The organism is Pantoea anthophila, assembly GCF_006494375.1.
Lineage (GTDB): Bacteria > Pseudomonadota > Gammaproteobacteria > Enterobacterales > Enterobacteriaceae > Pantoea > Pantoea anthophila.
Genome location: NZ_VHIZ01000048.1, coordinates 60,891 through 81,752, shown reverse-complemented (window position 1 = coordinate 81,752; position 20,862 = coordinate 60,891). Strand labels below are relative to the sequence as shown.

General features: G+C 59.2%; 16 protein-coding genes, 1 pseudogene and 1 other annotated feature. Of the genes and pseudogenes, 8 read left to right on the top strand and 9 right to left on the bottom strand.

Features of this window, described 5'->3' with window-relative positions; all coding sequences use genetic code 11:
* Window positions 1-133 precede the first annotated feature (133 nt).
* Window positions 134-907: a peroxide stress protein YaaA gene (gene yaaA / locus FJW00_RS11735; protein WP_046101187.1), complete on the top strand. Its 774-nt coding sequence runs from the start codon at window positions 134-136 to the stop codon at window positions 905-907.
* 36 nt (window positions 908-943) lie between these two features.
* On the opposite strand, the gene thrC is transcribed toward yaaA, so the two are convergent.
* The 5 genes from thrC to FJW00_RS11710 all read right to left on the bottom strand — a co-directional run bounded on the left by thrC (window position 944) and on the right by FJW00_RS11710 (window position 6,669).
* Complete coding sequence (thrC, locus tag FJW00_RS11730) at window positions 944-2,227, bottom strand: threonine synthase (RefSeq protein WP_140924202.1); 1,284 nt, start codon at window positions 2,225-2,227, stop codon at window positions 944-946.
* A gap of 3 nt (window positions 2,228-2,230) precedes the next feature.
* Window positions 2,231-3,160 (bottom strand): homoserine kinase, encoded by a 930-nt coding sequence (thrB, locus tag FJW00_RS11725; protein ID WP_140924200.1) that lies wholly within the window; start codon window positions 3,158-3,160, stop codon window positions 2,231-2,233.
* 2 nt (window positions 3,161-3,162) lie between these two features.
* Window positions 3,163-5,625, bottom strand: a complete 2,463-nt coding sequence (thrA, locus tag FJW00_RS11720) for a bifunctional aspartate kinase/homoserine dehydrogenase I (RefSeq protein ID WP_009092237.1) — start codon at window positions 5,623-5,625, stop codon at window positions 3,163-3,165.
* A 26-nt stretch (window positions 5,626-5,651) separates the two neighbouring features.
* Window positions 5,652-5,770 (bottom strand) — a sequence feature (Thr leader region).
* Window positions 5,709-5,777, bottom strand: a complete 69-nt coding sequence (gene thrL, locus FJW00_RS11715) for a thr operon leader peptide (protein ID WP_111209051.1) — start codon at window positions 5,775-5,777, stop codon at window positions 5,709-5,711. (Overlaps the previous feature by 62 nt.)
* Window positions 5,778-5,982: 205 nt before the next feature.
* Window positions 5,983-6,669 carry a tRNA/rRNA methyltransferase gene (locus FJW00_RS11710; protein WP_009092238.1) on the bottom strand — a complete coding sequence of 229 codons (687 nt, stop codon included), beginning with the start codon at window positions 6,667-6,669 and terminating at the stop codon, window positions 5,983-5,985.
* 609 nt (window positions 6,670-7,278) lie between these two features.
* On the opposite strand from FJW00_RS11710, the gene arcA reads away from it, so the two are divergent.
* Window positions 7,279-7,995, top strand: coding sequence for a two-component system response regulator ArcA (gene arcA / locus FJW00_RS11705; protein ID WP_009092239.1), 717 nt, complete (start codon window positions 7,279-7,281; stop codon window positions 7,993-7,995).
* Between the two features lie 49 nt (window positions 7,996-8,044).
* Here the strand turns inward: arcA and creA are convergent, their stop codons facing one another.
* On the bottom strand, window positions 8,045-8,518 hold the full coding sequence (creA, locus tag FJW00_RS11700; protein ID WP_009092240.1) for a protein CreA: 474 nt from the start codon (window positions 8,516-8,518) through the stop codon (window positions 8,045-8,047).
* 192 nt (window positions 8,519-8,710) lie between these two features.
* Between creA and robA the strand changes: the two genes are divergently transcribed.
* Entirely contained in the window at window positions 8,711-9,592 is an 882-nt protein-coding gene (gene robA, locus FJW00_RS11695; RefSeq protein ID WP_009092241.1) for an MDR efflux pump AcrAB transcriptional activator RobA, read from the top strand.
* A gap of 40 nt (window positions 9,593-9,632) precedes the next feature.
* Here robA and gpmB read toward each other — a convergent pair whose 3' ends face one another.
* Window positions 9,633-10,280 carry a 2,3-diphosphoglycerate-dependent phosphoglycerate mutase GpmB gene (gpmB, locus tag FJW00_RS11690; protein WP_140924198.1) on the bottom strand — a complete coding sequence of 216 codons (648 nt, stop codon included), beginning with the start codon at window positions 10,278-10,280 and terminating at the stop codon, window positions 9,633-9,635.
* Window positions 10,281-10,373: 93 nt separating this feature from the next.
* Here gpmB and yjjX point away from each other — a divergent pair, with 93 nt between their 5' ends.
* Complete coding sequence (gene yjjX, locus FJW00_RS11685) at window positions 10,374-10,892, top strand: inosine/xanthosine triphosphatase (RefSeq protein ID WP_140924196.1); 519 nt, start codon at window positions 10,374-10,376, stop codon at window positions 10,890-10,892.
* Here yjjX and trpR read toward each other — a convergent pair whose 3' ends face one another.
* Both trpR and sltY read right to left on the bottom strand, forming a co-directional pair.
* The gene (gene trpR / locus FJW00_RS11680) at window positions 10,893-11,198 is read right to left on the bottom strand and encodes a trp operon repressor (RefSeq protein ID WP_140924193.1); all 306 of its coding nucleotides are present in this window, start codon (window positions 11,196-11,198) and stop codon (window positions 10,893-10,895) included. It abuts the gene before it with no gap.
* 45 nt (window positions 11,199-11,243) lie between these two features.
* Complete coding sequence (gene sltY, locus FJW00_RS11675; RefSeq protein ID WP_009092246.1) at window positions 11,244-13,163, bottom strand: murein transglycosylase; 1,920 nt, start codon at window positions 13,161-13,163, stop codon at window positions 11,244-11,246.
* A 270-nt stretch (window positions 13,164-13,433) separates the two neighbouring features.
* Here sltY and atzF point away from each other — a divergent pair, with 270 nt between their 5' ends.
* The 4 genes and pseudogenes from atzF (at window position 13,434) to urtA (ending at window position 20,807) form a co-directional block, all read left to right on the top strand.
* Window positions 13,434-15,227 (top strand): allophanate hydrolase, encoded by a 1,794-nt coding sequence (atzF, locus tag FJW00_RS11670; protein WP_140924190.1) that lies wholly within the window; start codon window positions 13,434-13,436, stop codon window positions 15,225-15,227.
* A gap of 2 nt (window positions 15,228-15,229) precedes the next feature.
* Window positions 15,230-18,800 (top strand): annotated as a pseudogene (gene uca, locus FJW00_RS11665) (urea carboxylase).
* A 9-nt stretch (window positions 18,801-18,809) separates the two neighbouring features.
* Window positions 18,810-19,511 (top strand): GntR family transcriptional regulator, encoded by a 702-nt coding sequence (locus FJW00_RS11660; RefSeq protein WP_046101179.1) that lies wholly within the window; start codon window positions 18,810-18,812, stop codon window positions 19,509-19,511.
* 27 nt (window positions 19,512-19,538) lie between these two features.
* A complete protein-coding gene (urtA, locus tag FJW00_RS11655) occupies window positions 19,539-20,807 on the top strand; it encodes an urea ABC transporter substrate-binding protein (protein WP_140924243.1) in 1,269 nt (422 codons plus the stop codon).
* The last annotated feature ends 55 nt before the right edge of the window (window positions 20,808-20,862 follow it).

Genomic DNA, 20,862 nt, shown 5'->3' with positions numbered 1-20,862 from the left:
TCAGGGAATGCCGTTTACGATAGCGCGAACAAATAGGTGTGATTCGTCATTCTTTGCGGCTTTTTTGCTACACTGCGGAGCCTGATAAGCCGCCAATATCCTGTTAAAGCAGGCATTAAACGAGGAAGCAACTATGTTGATGGTGATCTCTCCCGCCAAGACGCTGGATTATGACAGCCCGCTGGCGACAACCCGCTATACCCAGCCTGCGCTGTTAGAAAAGTCACAACAGCTGATTGAGATTGCGCGTGACCTGTCACCGGCCAGCATCGCCTCGTTAATGGGCATCAGCGACAAACTGGCGCACCTGAATGCCGAGCGGTTTAACAGCTGGCAGCCCGACTTCTCGCCGCAGAATGCCCGCCAGGCGATTCTGGCGTTTAAAGGCGATGTTTATACCGGTTTGCAGGCGGAAACGTTCAGCGATCAGGATTTCGATTTTGCGCAGCAGCACCTGCGCATGCTGTCTGGCCTGTATGGCGTGCTGCGTCCACTCGATCTCATGCAGCCTTACCGCCTGGAGATGGGCATTCGGCTGGCAAATCCGGCAGGTAAAGATCTCTATACCTTCTGGGGTGACCTCATCACCGAAACGCTGAACGCCGCACTGGCGGAACAGGGCGACAACGTTCTGATCAACCTCGCCTCGGATGAATATTTCCGGGCGGTCAGACCGAAAGCGTTACAGGCGCAGATGATTAAGCCGGTGTTCCTGGATGAGAAAAATGGCAGCTACAAAGTTATCAGCTTCTACGCCAAAAAGGCGCGCGGCCTGATGAGTCGCTATGTGATTCAGGAGCGCCTGACAAAGCCGGAGCAGCTTAAGGCGTTTGATCTGGAAGGCTACCGTTTTGATGCAGCCAGCAGCAGCGAAAGCGAGCTGGTGTTCAAGCGCGCGGAGCAGTAGCCCCGCGCGTCTTCTCTTTCCCGCAGCCGGGGAAGATTATTTCAGCAGGAATGCCCGCAGCGCGGCAAAGTCCGCCTGCATCTGGTGCGACAGCAGCGGGAGTTCCGCACGCTCCGCCAGCTCCGGCGGCAGCGTCAGGGTCTGTTCAAGGATCGCTTCCACGCTTTCACGGAATTTGGCCGGATGGGCGGTGCCGAGGAACAGGCCATACTCGCCCTCCTGCAGCTGATCGCGCAGCAGACGCCAGGCGATGGCGGCGTGAGGCTCAGAAATGTAGCCAATCTCAGCCAGTTCACGCATGGCGGCACGGGTGGTTTCGTCAGAGACCGCACCGCAGGCCAGGTCGGTCAGCCGCCAGGTTTTACGGCGGAACAGCTCTTCCACACGCGGCCAGTTGTTCGGCTGGCTGACATCCATCGCATTCGACAGGGTCGCGACCGTCTGGTTAGGCTGCCACTCGCCGTTGCCGAGGAAGCGCGGCACTGTGTCGTTGGCGTTAGTGGCGGCGATAAAGCGTTTGATCGGCAGACCCAGTGATTTCGCCAGCAGACCCGCCGTTAAATCCCCGAAGTTGCCGCTTGGCACGGAAACCACCAGCTGATTGCGTTTTTCCTGCGGCAGCTGCGCTACCGCTTCAAAGTAGTAGCAGATCTGCGCCAGCAGGCGGCTGATGTTGATGGAGTTCGCTGAGTTCAGGCCAATCGTCTTTTTCAGCGCTTCATCATCGAACGCCTGCTTGACCAGCGCCTGACAGGCATCGAAATCGCCGTCGATGGCGATAGTTTCGATGTTGCCGCCCAGCGTACAGAAAAGTTTCTCCTGCAGCGGGCTGATCTTGCCCTGTGGATAGAGGATCACCACACGCACATTCTCCATGCCGTAGAAGGCGTGGGCCACGGCCGCACCGGTGTCACCGGAGGTCGCGGTCAGAATCGTGATCTGCTCGTCTGAACCGGAAACATAGGAGAGCATCTGCGCCATAAAACGGCCGCCGAAATCTTTAAACGCCAGCGTCGGGCCGTGGAACAGCTCCAGACAGGCCACATCTTCACTGACCGCTTTGACCGGTGCCGGAAACGCAAACGCGGCTTTAACACGCTCATGCAGCTGTTCGGCTGGGATCTCATCACCAATATAAGCCGACAGAATTTTGCTGCTGCGGCTGACAAAATCCATATCCAGCATCGCGTCGATGTCTGTCAGTTCAAACTCCGGCAGTTCCAGCGGAAAGAACAGACCCTGCTGCGATCCCAGACCCTGTTTCACCGCCTGGGCGAAGCTGACCTGCTCGTTGTGATCCTTAAGATTGTAGAGTTTCATGCGTTATCCCAATTGTCGTGCGCCAGCCGTGTCGAGACGGCAGATATGGACGAAGCCTTCATCGTTCTGCAGATAGTGCTGGCTCAGCCAGTCAGCCATCCGCTGTGCCGTTTCCATCTGATTGCAAACGGCGAAAAGTGTCGGACCAGAGCCTGAGATACCGCACGCCAGTGCGCCGATATCTTTGGCCGCCTGTCGCGCCTCGGCGAAGCCCGGCAGCAGTCTGGTGCGATAAGGTTCAGCAATGACATCCTGCATAAGTTTAGCGGCCAGCAGCGGCTGACGCGTATGGCAGGCGTGAATGAAGCCCGCCAGCAGGCGGCCATGCTTGATGCACTCATCTTTGCGGTACTGCGCCGGTAAAATCGCGCGCGCTTCGGCGGTCGAGACTTTAATGCCCGGATAGGCCATGACCCACAGCCAGTCATCAAAGCCGGGCACGGCCTGGCTGATAATCTCATTCTCCTGCAGCATCAGCTGAATGCCCCCAAGGAAGCAGGGCGCGACGTTATCGTAATGAACGCTGCCGGAGATGCGCCCTTCCAGCTCGCCCATCAGCGTCAGCAGGGTGCTGTCATCGAGGGGCTTACCGCAAAATTCATTCATCGCGACCAGACCGGCCACCACCGAGCAGGCGCTGGAGCCCAGCCCGGAGCCGATGGGCATGTTCTTCTCCAGCGTCATCGCCACCGGGATCTCTTTGCCCACCGCCTCGCAGAAGCGCTGCCAGCACTGATAAACGATATTCTCTTTAGGATCGGCGGGCAGCTTACTGACAAAACGTCCGGCGTTGGTCAGTGAAAAGTGCTCTGCCGCCTCCACGGAGACGCAGTCACCCAGCAGGGAACCGTCCACCGGCGAAACCGCCGCGCCCAGCACATCGAAGCCGACGCTGACGTTACCAATCGAGGCCGGTGCGTAAATTTTTACCATTTTTAAACTCCCAACTTCCATGACAGCGTGCGCAGCAGGTCGGCAAAGACACCGGCCGCTGTCACATCATTTCCTGCACCGTACCCGCGCAGCACCATCGGGATCGGCTGATAGTAGCGGCTGTAAAATGCCAGCGCATTCTCGCCATTTTTCACCTTAAACAGCGGATCGTTGCTGTCTACGGCGTCAATTCTGACTTTGCAGACGCCGCCCTCTTCGATCACGCCGACATAGCGCAACACTTTACCCGCATCACGCGCCTGCGCAACCCGCGCGGCAAAGGCGTTGTCCAGCTCGGGCAGGCGCTGCATAAACTGCTCAACGTCTGCAATGTCGGTCAGGCTGGCGGGCAGCAGCGGCTCAATCTCAATATCCGTCAGCTCCAGCTGATGACCCGCTTCGCGCGCCAGGATCAGCAGCTTACGCGCCACGTCTGTGCCGGCGAGATCGTCACGCGGATCGGGTTCGGTAAAGCCCATCTCCCGCGCCATCTGAGTCGCCTGAGACAGGGAGACGCCTTCATCCAGCTTGCCGAAGATAAAGGAGAGCGAGCCAGACAGAATGCCGGAGAAGCGCAGCAGCTCATCACCCGCATTCATCAGGTTTTGCAGATTTTCGATCACCGGCAGACCGGCACCAACGTTAGTATCATAAAGGAATTTGCGGCGCGATTTGGCTGCGGCGGCACGCATCTGCTGGTAGTAGTTCCAGGATGAGGTGTTAGCCTTTTTGTTCGGCGTCACCACGTGGAAACCTTCGCTGAGAAAATCGGCATACTGATCGGCGACCGCCTGGCTGGAGGTACAGTCCACAATCACCGGATTAAGCAGATGATACTCTTTGACCAGCCGGGTCAGGCGCGCCAGATTGAAAGGCTCTTTGGCTTCGCTTAATGCCGCTTCCCAGTGGCTCAGATCGATGCCATGAACATTCGTTAACAGCGCATGCGAGTTGGCGATGCCGCAGACCCGCAGGTCGATATGCTTCTGCTTCAGCCACGCCTGCTGGCGATGTAACTGATCCAGCAGCGCACCGCCGACGCCGCCGACGCCCACCACAAAGACTTCGATAACCTGATCGGTGGCGAACAGCATCTGATGCACCACGCGCACCCCGGTGATCACTTCATCGTTGTTAACCACGACGGAGATGGAACGTTCAGAGGAGCCCTGCGCAATCGCCACGATATTGATGTTGGCGCGCGCCAGCGCCGAGAAGAATTTAGCTGAGATGCCGCGCAGGGTGCGCATGCCATCGCCCACTACCGAGATCACCGCCAGATTTTCAATGATATCCAGCGGGTCCAGCAGGCCATCTTTCAGCTCCAGATAGAACTCCTCTTCCAGCACCTGACGCGCCCGCGCCAGCTCGCTCTGCGGCACGCAGAAACTGATGCTGTATTCAGACGAGGATTGGGTGATCAGCACCACGGAAATGCCGGTGCGCGACATCGCCGCAAACACCCTGGCCGCCATTCCGACCATCCCTTTCATGCCGGGACCGGAGACGTTAACCATCGCCATGTTATTCAGGTTGGTGATGCCTTTCACCGGATTTTCATCCTGCTCGCCTTCTGCCCCAATCAGGGTGCCGGGCGCCTGCGGATTGGCGGTGTTTTTGATCAGGCACGGGATCTGGAACTGCGCGATAGGCGCAATGGTGCGGGGATGCAGCACCTTGGCGCCGAAATAGGAGAGTTCCATCGCTTCCTGATAGGACATCGATTTCAGCAGGCGGGCATCCGGCACCTGACGCGGATCGCAGGTATACACGCCATCGACATCGGTCCAGATTTCACAGCAGTCGGCGCGCAGACAGGCTGCCAGCACGGCCGCCGAGTAGTCTGAGCCATTACGGCCCAGCACCACCAGCTCACCGCGCTCGTTGCCGGCGGTAAAGCCCGCCATCAGGATCATATTCTGCGGCGGGATCTGGCTGGCTTCGATGCGACGGGTCGATTCGGCGATGTCGACGGTGGACTCCAGGTAGTGACCGACAGCGAGCAGCTTCTCTACCGGATCGATCACGCTGACCTCATGACCGCGTGCCTGCAGCAGCGCCTCCATAATGGCAATCGAGAGCTTTTCACCGCGGCAGATGATCGCCGCGTTGACGCTGTCCGGGCACTGCCCCAGCAGGCTGATGCCGTGCAGCACCTGCTTCAGCTGCGCAAACTCCAGGTCCACGCGGGTTTTCAGCCGCTCATATTCAAAGCCAGGCTGTGACTCAGCGAGGCCCTGCAGCAGCTCGCTGAAGATGCGCTCAGCGTCGCTGATATTCGGCAAAGCGTCCTGACCACTGATGGTTTTTTCAATCATCGCCACCAGGTGGTTAGTGATCTTTGCTGGCGCAGAGAGCACGGTTGCAACCTGTCCTTGTTGCGCATTACTTTCCAGAATGTCAGCGACGCGAAGAAACCGCTCCGCATTCGCTACCGAGGTCCCGCCGAATTTCAGCACTCGCATGATATAAACTCTCCTGAATTTAAGCCGAAAAAAAAGCCCGCACTGGTTAGGTGCGGGCTTTTTTTCTGTTTTTCCTGTATGCGTCAGCCCGCACCGTTACCTGTGGTAATGGTGATGGTAATAATTGTGGTGTTCAGGCTGATTTTACGCATTGAGATTTTTTTCTGTCTGTCTTTGTCTGTCCGTCTGGCATCCAGAAGTAAAGCAAAGCGCACATTAAGTCAACCCGATTTGTCCGGCGGGCCCGTTTCCCTGACTGCGCAGAGCCACCGGCGAAATCGTAAAACGTTCTTTGATCGTTTGCGATGCTGAACTTCTCTGCGATCTGTTACTGCAAAATCAAATTTTCGCCGAGGATTAATCTGCGAGTTTTTTTTCAATATCGTGCAGCAGACGATGCAGCATCGCCGTGTCGCGCTGTTCCAGCAGCCCCACCCGCTGATCGATCCAGTCAGAGAGTTTCTCATCATCACTCACCTCCAGCTGCGCCAGCAGCTGATGCAAACGCTGCCGCAGCGCCTGCAACTGCTGCCCGTCTGCGGCGGCGGTAAGCGGAGCCTCAACCTGGTTCAGCTTCGACAGCTGATAGCAGTAGACCATCACCGCCTGGCCGAGATTGAGTGACGGATAGTCATTCGCCATCGGGATGCCGGTCAGCAGATCGACCTGCTCCAGCTCCTCATTGGTCAGCCCGCTGTCTTCGCGGCCAAATACCAGCGCCATACTCTTTACCCACTGACGCTTCTCCAGCAGCTGTGTTTCAACCTGCTCTGGCGTGGCGTAGTAGCGAAACTTTGCCCGACTGCGCGCAGTGGTGGCGACGGAGAAGTCGATGTCAGCTAATGCGTCAGCCAGCGTTGCAAACGTCTGGACGTTATCGAGGATCTCACCCGCGCCATGCGCGACCCGGCGCGCGGCCGGGTCCTGCCAGGCGTCGCTGGCGACAATGCGCAGCTGGCTGAAGCCCATGGTTTTCATGGCGCGCGCCGCAGCGCCGATATTTTCTGGCCGCGCGGGCGAGACGAGAATCAGGGGGAAGAGCATATTTATTCCATTGGTCCATTTACATAACGCCATATTAACATGACTGTTCAGGATTCAGCGGGCGGAAGCGAATAAGAAAAGCGGTGATTAACATTGTTAAAACCGGTTAAAAAAAGCGGTCCGAATCTTTTTACCGGCGAAGCGGCCTTTATTAAAGAAACCACTATTAAAACATTTAAGTTCAACAGGATAGAATGTGATTACCAGTGGGTTTCATTTTGGAACCGAAGCGTGAAAAATGTAATGAAAATGATGCTTTTTGTGAGCTAAACGGGCAATCTACGAGAAGTTTTTCACAAAAGTGTTAACGTGCTACAATTGCATTTGATATAAGTCAACGAAGCGTTGTTTTTATGCTTATCGGTTGTAGTTGGTGCTGTTAGGTTGCTGTTAATGCAGTTAGGATATGCGCCATTATCATTCTCGCCTGGGGCATGCAATTTTCATCCTGACTGGCTGAGCTAATACTGTTGTTGACGTTGATAGATGGCTTATCAAAATATGATTTCGTACAACGGTTCAGCGCGGCCCGCTGCTCTCGATGATGGAGAACGCCATACCGCTGTACGCCCTGTTTTCAATTTGTTGGCAAATTTTAGGTAGCTAAACATGCAGACCCCGCACATTCTTATCGTTGAAGACGAACTGGTCACGCGTAACACCCTCAAGAGCATCTTCGAGGCAGAAGGTTATGTGGTGTATGAGGCGACTGATGGTGCAGAAATGCATCAGGTGCTGACCGACAATGACGTTAACCTGGTGATCATGGACATCAACCTGCCGGGTAAAAACGGCCTGCTGCTGGCCCGTGAACTGCGCGAACAGGCCAATGTCGCCCTGATGTTCCTGACCGGCCGTGACAACGAAGTTGATAAAATTCTCGGTCTGGAAATTGGCGCTGACGACTACATCACCAAACCGTTCAATCCGCGTGAGCTGACGATTCGTGCCCGTAATCTGCTGTCGCGCACCATGAATCTCGCCATGCCGGGCGAAGAGCGCCGTCAGGTTGAGAGTTACAAATTCAATGGCTGGGAGCTGGATATCAACAGCCGCTCACTGATCAACCCGAACGGCGAGCACTATAAACTGCCACGCAGTGAGTTCCGCGCCATGCTGCACTTCTGCGAAAATCCGGGCAAGATTCAGACCCGTGCCGATCTGCTGAAAAAAATGACCGGCCGTGACCTCAAGCCGCACGACCGCACCGTGGATGTGACCATCCGTCGTATTCGTAAGCATTTCGAATCGACGCCGGACACGCCTGAAATCATCGCCACCATCCATGGCGAAGGTTACCGCTTCTGCGGCGACCTGCATGAGTAAGCTGCGGTAAGCCTGAAAAAAAACGCCCCTGCGGGCGTTTTTTTTATGCTCAGTGCCACGGCATAATCGGCACGGCGCTGATCGCATTCTTCGGTGAACCATCGACGACTTTATCGGAGTAGGTCAGATAGACCAGGGCGTTACGCTTTTTATCGAAGAAGCGCACCACCTGCAGCTTTTTGAAGATCAGCGAGGTACGCTGGCGGAAGACCACCTCCCCCTCCGCTTTGCCCTGCGCGATTTTCTCACTCAGCTCCACTGGCCCAATCTGCTGGCACGAAATCGCCGCATCGGAGGTATCCTCAGCCAGCCCCAGCCCGCCTTTAATCCCACCGGTTTTCGCCCGGCTGATATAGCAGGTTACATTTTTAACATCCGGATCGTCGAAGGCTTCAACGACAATCTTGTGGTCAGGCCCGAATATCTTAAACACCGTGTCGACAGAGCCGATCTGTTCGGCGAGCAGCGGGCTGGAAAAGGTCAGTGCGGTCAGCGCAGCGAGGATAAGACGAGGTCTTGTCATGGGGTTACCATTGCAAATTGAATAGATGAACATGTAATGTACTGTCAATCGATATAATGACAAAACCAAAACGGGTTATGCCCGCACTGATTTAGCACAATCTTCCCCGGAAAACGGCCCACGTCTTTTGAGCAATGAGTGCTAATATTCTTCGATGCATTTAGCTGCACCACCAGAGTATGAGGATGTTTTATGGACCAAGCCGGTATCATTCGCGATTTGCTTGTCTGGCTGGAGAGCCATCTGGATCAACCCCTTTCACTGGACAACGTTGCCCAGAAAGCCGGTTACTCTAAATGGCACTTACAAAGGATGTTTAAAGACGTGACCGGACATGCGATCGGCGCCTATATCCGGGCGCGTCGCCTGTCTAAAGCGGCGGTGGCGCTGCGCCTGACCAGCCGTCCGATTCTGGACATCGCACTGCAGTATCGTTTTGATTCACAACAGACTTTTACTCGCGCCTTCAAGAAGCAGTTTGCGCAGACGCCGGCCTGGTATCGTCGCGCTTCCGACTGGAATTCCTTCGGTATTCGTCCCCCTATCCGTCTGGACAATGAGACGCAGCCGGAACCGACCTTCGTCACCCTGCCGGAAACGGTGCTGGTGGGTCAGACCCAGAACTACACCTGTATTCTGGAGCAGATTTCCAGCTACCGTGACGAGATGCGGATTCACTTCTGGAAGCAGTTCCTGCTGGAAACGGATACCGTGCCGCCGGTGCTGTATGGCCTGCATCAGGTGCGCGCCAGCCAGGAAAAAGATGACGAGCAGGAGATCCTCTACACCACAGCGGTACCGGCTGACAGCGCGGGCAGCCTGCACTCCGGTCAGAACGTCATTCTGGAAGCGGGCGATTATGTGCAGTTCACCTACACCGGCCCGCGCGTCAATCTGCAGGAGTTCATCCTGCTGCTCTACGGCACCTGCATGCCGACGCTGGGGCTGACCCGCCGTCAGGGGCAGGATATTGAACGCTTCTATACCCACGGCGGTAAAAAGCGTGCCGAGCCGCCGACAGAGATCCGTTGCGAATATCTGATTCCGATTCGCCGTCAGACCCCGGTCAGCTGATATTCAGGCTGCCGTCCTCACGACGGCGGCCTGCACACCTTCAGCGCTGCAGCTCGTCGAGAGCGGGCGCATCCAGATGAGAGATATCGCCCGCCATCTCCACAATCCACCCTTCGGCCAGCCAGGCGCTCTGCTGATAATCGACCCGCGAGAGCGAGCAGTTTCGCAGACGCAGCCGGCGTTCCGCCCAGGCAGGCAGACCGAGAATGGTGCTGACCAGCGATCCCAGCGCCATACCGTGACTCACCAGCAGCGGACGGCTCCCGGCCGGCAGGTCGAGACAGGCATTCAGCGCGGCGTGCATGCGCGATGCCAGTTCGGACATGGACTCCCCTTCCGGGATGCGCCCGCCTTCGGTGCCGTTCACCAGCGTGGCACGCCACTGCTCTTCTGCGGCGGTTAAGCCATCCAGCGGACGCTTCTCCAGCACGCCCATATTGAGCTCCCGCAGGCGCGGATCGAGCGTCACCGTGCAACCACAGGCATCCGCGATAATCTCCGCGGTGCGGCGCGTACGGCCCAGATCGCTGGTGATAACGTGGGTAATACCCAGATGTTTCACGCGTTCACTCACCTGATGCGCCTGCTGTTCACCTTTTTCCGTCAGCGGACTGTCGGACTGCCCCTGAATGCGACGTTCCGCATTCCAAACCGTTTCACCGTGACGAACAAGATAGACCTGTAACATAGTAGTTTCCGTTATACTGCGACCAGAATCGCCTTAGAGCCTGTCTGTAGCCTGATGGGCCAGGCGCTTAACCATCTGAGGGTTCAATTAATTATGTACCATGTTGTCGCAGCCACCACCAATCCAGCGAAGATTCACGCGATTGCGCAGGCATTCAACGACGTTTTCGGCGAAGGATCCTGCCATATTGAAGGGGTCGGGGTCGATAGTGGTGTTTCCGCCCAGCCGCTGAGCCACCTCGAAACGCGAACGGGCGCACGTCAGCGCGTAATGAATGCCCGTCAGGTACGGCCTGAAGCGACATTCTGGGTGGCGATTGAGGCGGGGATCGAAGAGGACAGCGCCTTTGCCTGTATCGTGATAGAGAATCAGAAGCAGCGCGGCGAATCGCGGTCAGCCAGCTTTACGCTGCCACCGGCGGTGCTGGCGGGTCTGCGCGAAGGGCGGGAGCTGGGCGAAGAGATGGCGCGGTTAACCGGCATTGAAAATATCAAACATCAGGGCGGGGCTATCGGGGCGTTCACGCACGGCCTGCTCAGCCGCGCCAGCGTCTATCATCAGGCCCTGATTCTGGCGCTCTGCCCGTTTGTTCATCCGCTCTATCAGTCGTAATTACTCGCCGTCCAGATGCGCCTGCAGCCAGCGTTTCAGCTCCGGCGGCGCCTCTTTCAGACTGTTAGAGCCACGGGTGATGGTGGCGATACCTACGCCAAGTTCGTTTTTCAGCTCGCGCTGGCTCATCTCCCCCTTCATCAACTCTTCGATAATCCGCAGTCGTGTGCCAAACGCTTCCCGCTCATCCGCCGTCATCATCAGTTGCATCAGGGGCAGCGCGTGACCATCGGCAAAGGCCTGCTGCATCAGCCTGACAAAGCGCTGCCAGCTATCGTCGGCTGAAGGGGAATGAGAATGGGTCATGAAGAGGCTTCCGTACTCGCTAAAGAGTACGGAAGCTTAGCACAGCTAGTAACGGCGATTCCACTCACCATCTGACAGGATTTTGTCAGGCTTGCCCATGAAGTGACGATAGTAGGCGTCATAGGCCAGCACGTTCTTCACGTAACCGCGCGTTTCAGAGAACGGAATGGTCTCGATAAACGCCACGGCGTCGAGATTACCTGCACTGGTTTTCAGCCAGCTTCGCACCCGGCCCGGCCCGGCATTGTAAGCCGCAGAGGCGAAAATCCGGTTCTGGTCAAACTGCTGGTAGACATACTCCAGATACTGGGTACCAATCTGAATATTGGTTTCCGGATCGAGCAACTGACTGCTGTTGCTGTAGCCGGGGATGTCATACATCTTCACGGTGTGCGCCGCGGTGGCAGGCATGATCTGCATCAGACCACTCGCCCCGACCGGCGAGCGCGCTTTCGGGTTCCAGGCACTCTCCTGACGCGAAATCGCCATCGCATAGCTTGGCGGGATCTGCTTCACCTGGGTGTTGCGCTCGTAAACGCTCTGCCACGCCAGCGGGAACCGCTCTTTCAGACTGTCCCACATTTTGGCCGTGATCGTGGCCTGCACGCTGAGATCCCACCAGTCCTGCTCATTGGCGTAGCGCGCCAGCATCTGCTGCTGCGTATGTGTGCGACTGCCGATCAGATTGCTCCACTCGCTGCGCGCCAGGTTATCCAGTCCCCAGTACATCAGTTCACGGACGCGCGCCAGCTCGGGGCCCTGCACCGTAGCACTGTCAGGCTTGGGTGCTTCATCAATCTGCAGCGGATAATCCACCCCCAGACGCTGAGCGGCCACCATCGGATAGAAGCCACGCGCCTGCATCAGTTTACGCAGGATCTCTTCCGCTTCCTCTTTGCGATCTTTCTCAAACAGCAGGTCAGCCTGCCAGTACTGCCACTCATCTTTCTCTTTGGCCTCTACCGGCAGACGGGCGATCCAGGTGTTCAGGCCGCGCCGATCGTGCTGCGACAGCGCCAGCCGCACCCGGCGTTCTACCAGCGCGGTGGACTCACTGTTCATCACTACCGCATCGCGCCAGCGTGCCTGTTCAGCGGTCAGATCGCTGCCCATCATGCGCCAGACCACGATCTCTTTCAGCGCCTGCTCATCTTCCGGCCCCATTTTCTGCGCCCGGACCAGAATCGGGATCAGGCTGCGGGCGTTTTCCATATCCTGCCGCGCCACGCGGGTAAAGGCGTAAATCGTCGCCTGGCGGGTAAAGTCGGTGGGTCCGACGGCGCTGGCGAAGGTGCTGACCGTCAGCGGGTCCTGCTGCAGCGCCTGCACCGCGTCAGACATGGTCTGATAATCTGCCGGCAGGGTTTTCGCCAGATAGCTCACCAGGCTGTCGTTACCCGCCTTCATCGCCAGACGGATACGCTCCAGGATTGTGATCGGTGAAAGCTGACCCGATGACTGCCAGACCGAGAAGAGCTTATCGCAGTCGGCAGGCAGCGCAGTGCCGCGCAGCCAGATCTGCTTCGCGCCATCAAACGCGGCCTGCTGCTGACCCGTGGCCCATTTGGCGTAGTACCAGTTGCAGCGCGCCTGCACCGGTTTCGGTTCGGTCGGGCTGAAATTCAGCACGCCCTGCCAGTCCTGCCGGTAAGCCAGCACATTGATAAAGCGGGTGCTGAGCGAGCGCGCAGGCGGCAGTGTGGGATACTGGCGAATAAAATTCTGTACGGCCAGGGCGGTCTCCTGATCGAGATCCTGTGCCAGCAGGCGATATTGCAGATAAGGATAGAGCGGATAATCCTGAAGCGTGGGCAACAGCTGCTCCACGGTGGCCATCTGATTGCTGTCCCACGCCTGTTTAATTTGTTGATAACGTTGCCGTTGTTGATCAAGCGAATCGGCCCATGCGCTGCTGGCCGTACCGACCAGGCAGATCCCTATCATCCAGTTACGCCACTTCACCACGTAAATCTCCTCTGTTGCTGGGCGCCGGCGAGTTGCCAGGCAGTCTTCATGCTAACCAGGGCATCAGACTCTTGCCATGTTCTTCACAATATTTACGCACGCGGCGGTTAAACGCACCGTCATCGTTCAGCCTGCGCGCCGTCATTGTGCAAATAATCATCAGAAAAACTTATCACCTGTCGTTTTAAGGCGTTGAATCATCAGCTTAAAAAAGTGGCACACCCTTTGCTCTGTTGAATTCCATCTTGTATACCAGCTGGAATCCTTCTTATGACTTCGACCACTGGCCTGACACTGCACGCCTGGCAACAACGCTACCAGCAGGCGCCACATCAGATTAGCGCATTGCTGAGCGCACACCTTGCCGCCCTGGATCCCCAGGATAATGCCTGGATCATGCTGGCGACCCCGGATCAGCTGGCGGCCCAGATTGAACCGCTGCTGGCTCACTATCAGCGCGATCCCGCATCGCTGCCTCTGTTCGGCGTGCCGTTCGCGGTCAAGGACAATATCGATGTGGCGGGCTGGCCCACCAGCGCCGCCTGCCCCGCCTTTACCTATACCACCAGCGAGGACGCGGTAGCGGTAGCCAGACTCAAAGCGGCCGGGGCCGTGGTCATCGGTAAAACCAACCTCGATCAGTTTGCCACCGGTCTGGTCGGCACCCGCTCACCTTTTGGCGCGGTCAGTAACACCTTTGACCCCGATTATGTCAGCGGCGGCTCCAGCTCCGGCTCGGCCTCGGTGCTGGCGCGCGGACTGGTCGCCTTTTCCCTGGGCACCGATACCGCCGGTTCGGGCCGCGTCCCGGCCGGTTTCAACAATATCGTTGGCCTGAAGCCGACCAAAGGCTGGTTCTCTGCGCGCGGCGTCGTGCCCGCCTGCCGCCTCAATGACACGATTTCCGTGTTCGCCCTGACGGCAGAAGATGCCTGGAGCGTCGCCAGCGTGATCGGGGGCTACGATGCCGGCGACGCCTATTCGCGCGTGAATCCGCGCACCGCCCCCGCCAGCCTGCCGGTTCGCCCCCGCTTTGCCGTTCCTGACACGCCGGAGTTTTTCGATGATGCCGCCGCTGAAGCCGCCTGGGATCGGGCGCTGGAGGCCCTGCAGGCGAGTGGCGCGACGCTGCACCCCATCGACTTCACGCCGTTCCGGCAGCTGGCAGAGCAGCTCTACTACGGTGCCTGGGTTGCTGAGCGCACCGTGGCGGTAGGCGGGATGCTCGATCGCCCCACCGATATGGACCCGGTGGTGCATGAGATCGTCGCCAGCGGCCTGAAATACAGCGCCGTCGATGCCTACAAAGCGGAGTATCTGCGGGCCGGGCTGACGCGCCAGATTCAGCAGACCCTGGCGCAGTTTGACGCGCTGGTGGTGCCGACCTCGCCCACCATTCATACCCTCGCAGAGATGAAGCAGGAGCCGATTCACTACAACTCACAGTTTGGCACCTACACCAACTTTACCAACCTCGCTGACCTCGCCGCGCTGGCGCTGCCTGCGCCGTTCCGCAATGACGATCTCCCGGCGGGTATCACGCTGATTGCGCCCGCCTGGCACGACCGGGCGCTGGCTGAATTTGGCATCCGCTGGCAGCGCCAGCTGGCGCTGCCGCTGGGGGCGACTGGCCTGCCCTGCCCGCCGCCCGTCGCTCTCCCCGTCTCCCCCGATCATGTCCGGCTGGCGGTGGTGGGGGCACACCTCACCGGCATGCCGCTGAATTTCCAGCTCACCGAGCGCAGAGCGGTGTGGGTGGAAGAGACAAAGACCGCCCCTCACTACCGCCTGTTCGCCCTGCTGGACGGGGCGATTAAAAAGCCCGGCCTGATGCGGGACGAACAGGGTGCTGCCATCACGGTGGAGCTGTGGGACATTCCGCTGGCACGCTTCGGCGAATTTGTGGCGGAGATCCCCGCCCCGCTGGGTATCGGCAGCCTGACGCTGGCGGATGGGCGGATCGTCAAAGGCTTTATCTGCGAAGGCGCTGCGCTGAACAGCGCACTGGAAATCACCGAATCGGGCGGCTGGCGTAACTGGCTGACCTCACAGGGGAGTCACTGATCATGTTCACCACCGTACTGATTGCCAACCGGGGCGAGATTGCCTGCCGCGCCATTCGCACCCTCAAGCGCCTGGGCGTCAAAAGTGTCGCGGTCTACTCTGACGCGGATCGCAACGCGCAGCACGTTAAGCAGGCGGACAGCGCGATCGCCCTCGGCGGCGACAAAGCCAGTGACTCCTACCTGCGCATCGACAAAATCCTGGCGGCGGCGCAGCAGAGCGGCGCACAGGCGATCTGGCCGGGCTACGGTTTTCTGTCGGAAAGCCAGGCCTTTGCCGAAGCCTGTGAGGCGGCGGGCATCGCCTTTGTCGGCCCGACCGCGCAGCAGATTGGCGAGTTCGGCCTGAAGCACCGCGCGCGTGAGCTGGCGGCCAGTGCAGGTGTTCCGATGACGCCGGGCACTCCGCTGCTCGCCTCGCTGGAGGAGGCGATTCAGGCTGCCGATGAGATTGGCTACCCGGTGATGCTGAAAAGCACCGCGGGGGGTGGTGGCATTGGCCTGACGCGCTGCGCCGACGCCGACGCGCTCGCCAGCGCCTGGGAAAGCGTGCGCCGCCTTGGTGAGCAGTTCTTCAGTGATGCAGGCGTATTTCTGGAGCGCTGCATCGATCGCGCCCGCCATATTGAGGTGCAGATTTTTGGTGACGGTAACGGCACCGTCGTCGCACTGGGTGAACGCGACTGCTCCCTGCAGCGCCGCAATCAGAAGGTGGTGGAAGAGACACCCGCGCCCGGGCTTTCGCAGGAGACACGCGACGCCCTGCTCGCCTCGGCGGTGCGGCTGGGCGAACAGGTCAACTACCGCAGCGCAGGCACCGTGGAGTACATCTACGACGTCAGCCAGCAGGCGTTCTATTTCCTTGAAGTGAACACCCGCCTGCAGGTTGAACATCCGGTCACCGAATGCGTCACCGGGCTCGACCTGGTGGCGTGCATGCTGCAGGTGGCGGCGGGTGATCCGGTGGAGTGGTCACGCCTGCAGCAGCCGCCTCAGGGCGCGGCGATCGAAGTGCGGCTTTATGCGGAAGATCCCCTGAAAAACTTCCAGCCCAGCCCTGGCCTGTTAACCGCGGTGAGCTTTCCTGACGGCGTGCGTGTCGACAGCGGCGTCGAAACCGGCAGTGAAGTCTCCAGCTTTTATGACCCGATGATCGCCAAGCTGATTGTGCATGCCGACAACCGTGAAGCGGCGCTGGAAAAACTTCATCACGCGCTGGATGCGACCCAGCTGCACGGTATCGCCACCAACCTCGACTATCTGCGCCAGATTACCACCAGCGAGGCGTTTCGCAGCGGCAACGTCTGGACGCGCTATCTCGACAGCGTGGTGCCTGCCGCCACCGTGGTGGAGGTGCTGCAGCCCGGCACCTTCAGTTCGGTGCAGGACTACCCCGGCCGCCTCGGCTACTGGGACATCGGGGTGCCGCCTTCCGGCCCGATGGATGACTTCGCGTTCCGGATGGCTAACCGCATCGTCGGAAACCATGAGGCGGCGGCGGGGCTGGAGTTCACCCTGCAGGGCCCCACCCTGCGCTTCCACTGCGACGCGATTGTGGCGCTGACCGGCGCAGAGTGTGACGCGCAGCTTGATGGTGAAGCGGTCAGTTACTGGCAGCCGCTGACGGTGAAAGCGGGACAGACGCTGACGATGGGACGCGCCCGCCAGGGCTGCCGCAGCTATCTGGCGGTGCGCAACGGCTTTGACGTGCCGGAATATCTGGGCAGCCGCAGCACCTTTTCGCTGGGCCAGTTTGGCGGTCACGCCGGACGCACCCTGCGCGTCGCCGACATGCTGCCAGTCTCACAGCCTGCGCGCGCCGCCTGCACCACACCGGCCCCGACTGGCGCGCCGCAGCCGCTTGATGCGTCGCTGATTCCGCACTACGGCACTGAATGGCGTATCGGTGTGCTCTACGGTCCGCACGGCGCACCGGACTTTTTCACCCAGGCCGCCATCGACGAGTTCTTTGCCAGCGACTGGCAGGTGCACTACAACTCTAACCGNCGGCGGTGAGGCGGGCCTGCATCCCTCCAACGTTCACGACTGTGAATATGCTATCGGTGCGGTCAACTTCACCGGCGACTTCCCGGTGATCCTGACGCACGACGGCCCGAGTCTCGGCGGCTTTGTCTGTCCGGTAACCATCGCCAGAGCCGAGTTGTGGAAAGTGGGCCAGGTCAAACCCGGCGACACCATCCGCTTCCATCCAATCAGCGCGGAGGAGGCGCTGGCGCGGGAAAACGCGCAGCGTCATCTGATTGAGACGCTGCGCCCGGAACATCCCCCGGCCTTTGCCGTGCCGTCGCTGGCTGAAACCGCTCACGGCTCCGCCACGATTCTCGCCGCCCTCGACGCCACCGACACCACCCCGAAAGTGGTCTATCGCCAGGCGGGCGACAAATATGTGCTGATTGAATATGGCGACAACGTGCTGGATCTGGCGCTGCGTCTGCGCGTGCATCTGCTGATGAATGCGCTGACGGCGCAGGCAGAACCCGGCGTCGAGGAGCTGTCGCCGGGCGTGCGCTCGCTGCAGGTGCGCTACGACAGCCGCATCATTAATCAGTCCACCCTGATGACGCTGCTGCTGGCGCTGGAGGCGACGCTGGGCGATGTCAGCACGCTGAAGGTCCCCTCCCGCGTGGTGTGGATGCCGATGGCCTTTGAGGACAGCGCCACGCTCGGTGCCGTCAGCCGCTATCAGGAGACGGTTCGCGCCAGCGCCCCCTGGCTGCCAAACAACGTGGACTTTATCCAGCGTATTAATGGTTTAAGCAGCCGGGAGGAGGTGCGCGCGACCCTGTTTGATGCCAGTTATCTGGTGCTGGGGCTGGGCGACGTCTATCTTGGCGCGCCCTGCGCTGTGCCGGTCGATCCACGCCATCGTCTGCTGAGTTCCAAATACAGTCCGGCGCGCACCTTTACCGCCGAAGGCACCGTCGGTATCGGCGGCATGTACATGTGTATCTACGGTATGGACTCGCCTGGCGGCTATCAGCTGGTGGGCCGGACGCTGCCAATCTGGAACACCTTCCTGAAAAATCCGCAGTTCGCGCCCGACGCGCCATGGCTGCTGCGCTTCTTCGATCAGGTGCGCTTTTATCCCGTCAGTGAAGAGGAGCTGACCCGGCTGCGCGAAGATTTTCGCGAAGGTCGTGGCAGCCTGCGCATCGAAGAGACGCAGTTCGATTTTGCCGCCCACCAGCAGTTCCTCACCGATCACGCCGCAGAGATCGCGGCGTTCCGCCAGCGCCAGGCCGCCGCTTTTGAGCAGGAGGTGCAGCTATGGGCGCAGGAAGAGCAGAGCGCGCCGCAGGCTGAGGAGGCGCTGGCCAGCGTCAGCGAGGAGCAGGAAAAAGGCGTGGCGGTGCAGGCTGACCTCAACGGCAATATCTGGAAAGTGCTGGTGCAGCCGGGCGACGCGGTCAGCGCCGGTCAGACCCTGATCATCGTGGAAGCGATGAAGATGGAGCTGGCGATTGTCGCCCCGCAGGCCGGTCGGGTCACGCGTATCGCCTGCCAGGCGGGCCGCCCGGTCAGCCCGGGCGATAACCTGCTGTGGCTGGAATAAGGAGCAGCAATGACAAGGCAACCTCAATCCCCAAAAGCGCGCCCGGAGGCGCTGGCAGAGCGGGTCTATCAGGCGCTCAAGGCCGATATCTTCGCCTTTCGCCTGATGCCGGGTGACCGCTTCAGTGAAAGCGAAATCGCCGGACGGCTGGCGGTAAGCCGCACACCGGTGCGTCAGGCGCTGTTCCGGCTGGAGCGCGAAGGTTTTGTGGAAGTGTGGTTCCGCAGCGGCTGGCAGATCCGAAATTTCGATTTCGCCTGGTTTGAATCGCTCTATGACCTGCGCACCGTGCTGGAGTGCGAGGCGGTAAAACGCCTCTGTGCCCTGCCCGCTCCGCAGTGTGCGGCCCTGTTAGCGGAGCTGAACCAGTTCTGGTGTGAGGCAGAGGCGCTCACCGAAGGGCTGGTGGTTTCGCAGCACGATGAGGCGTTTCACATGACGCTGGTGGCAGCGGCGGGCAACCCGGAGATGGCCCGCATCCATGCCGAACTCACGGAGAAGATCCGCATTATCCGGCGGCTCGACTTCACCCGCGACGACCGTATCTGCGCGACCTATCAGGAACATGCAGAGATTTTACAGGCGATTTTTCAGCAACAGACCACCGACGCGCAACGCATGCTGACCGACCATATCGCCGTCAGCAAGGCGGAAGTCAGGAAGATCACGTTGCATCGCCTGCAGCAGGCCCGGCTCCAGACCATCGAATAACACAACAACCACTCAGGGGTTCAGATGATGAAAAGACGTTCGTTGATCAAAGCTTTTGCGCTCTCCGCCACCGTTGTCAGCATGGGATTTGCCTGGAGTGCGCAGGCGGCTGACATCATCAAAGTGGGGATCATGCATTCCCTCTCCGGCACCATGGCGATTTCTGAAACGCCGCTGAAAGATGTGGCGCTGATGACGATCGATGAGATCAATGCCAAAGGGGGCGTGCTGGGGAAAAAGCTGGAGCCGGTGGTGGTAGACCCCGCCTCTAACTGGCCGCTGTTTGCCGAGAAGGCGCGGCAGCTGCTGACGCAGGACAAAGCGGCGGTGGTGTTTGGCTGCTGGACCTCAGTGTCACGTAAATCGGTGCTGCCGGTATTTGAAGAGCTGAACGGCCTGCTCTTCTATCCGGTGCAGTATGAAGGCGAAGAGATGTCGCCTAACGTCTTCTACACCGGTGCGGCGCCAAACCAGCAGGCGATCCCGGCGGTGGAGTATCTGATGAGCGAAGATGGTGGCAGTGCTAAACGCTTCTTCCTGCTGGGCACCGACTACGTCTATCCACGCACCACCAACAAGATCCTGCGCGCCTTCCTGCACAGCAAAGGCGTGGCGGACAAGGATATCGAAGAGGTCTATACGCCGTTTGGTTACAGCGACTACCAGACCATCGTGTCGAATATCAAAAAGTTTGCGGCTGGCGGCAAAACCGCGGTCGTCTCGACCATCAACGGCGACTCCAACGTGCCGTTCTACAAAGAGCTGGCCAACCAGGGGATCAAAGCCACCGACATTCCGGTGGTCGCCTTCTCGGTGGGTGAAGAGGAGCTGCGCGGCATTGATACCAAACCGCTGGTCGGCCAGTTAGCCGCCTGGAACTACTTCGAATCGATCGACAACCCGACCAACGCGAAGTTTGTCGCGGACTACCGCGCCTACGCCAAAGCGCACAATCTGCCGAACGCCGCCACCGTGGTCACCAACGACCCGATGGAAGCAACCTATGTGGGCATCCATATGTGGGCCCAGGCGGTGGAAAAAGCGGGCACCACCGATGTCGACAAAGTGCGGGCCGCAATGGCCGGTCAGACCTTTAACGCCCCGGATGGTTTTACCCTGACCATGGACAAAACCAATCACCATCTGCACAAGCCGGTGATGATTGGCGAAGTGGAAGAGAACGGCCAGTTCAGCGTGGTGTGGCAGACCGACAAGCCGGTGCGCGCACAGCCGTGGAGCCCGTACATTGCCGGTAACGACAAAAAGCCCGATTACCCGATAAAAACCGCGCAGTAAGCGCGAGGCAGACAGGCAGCGTCAATCGCTGCGAAGCGGCAGCACGGCTGTGTAA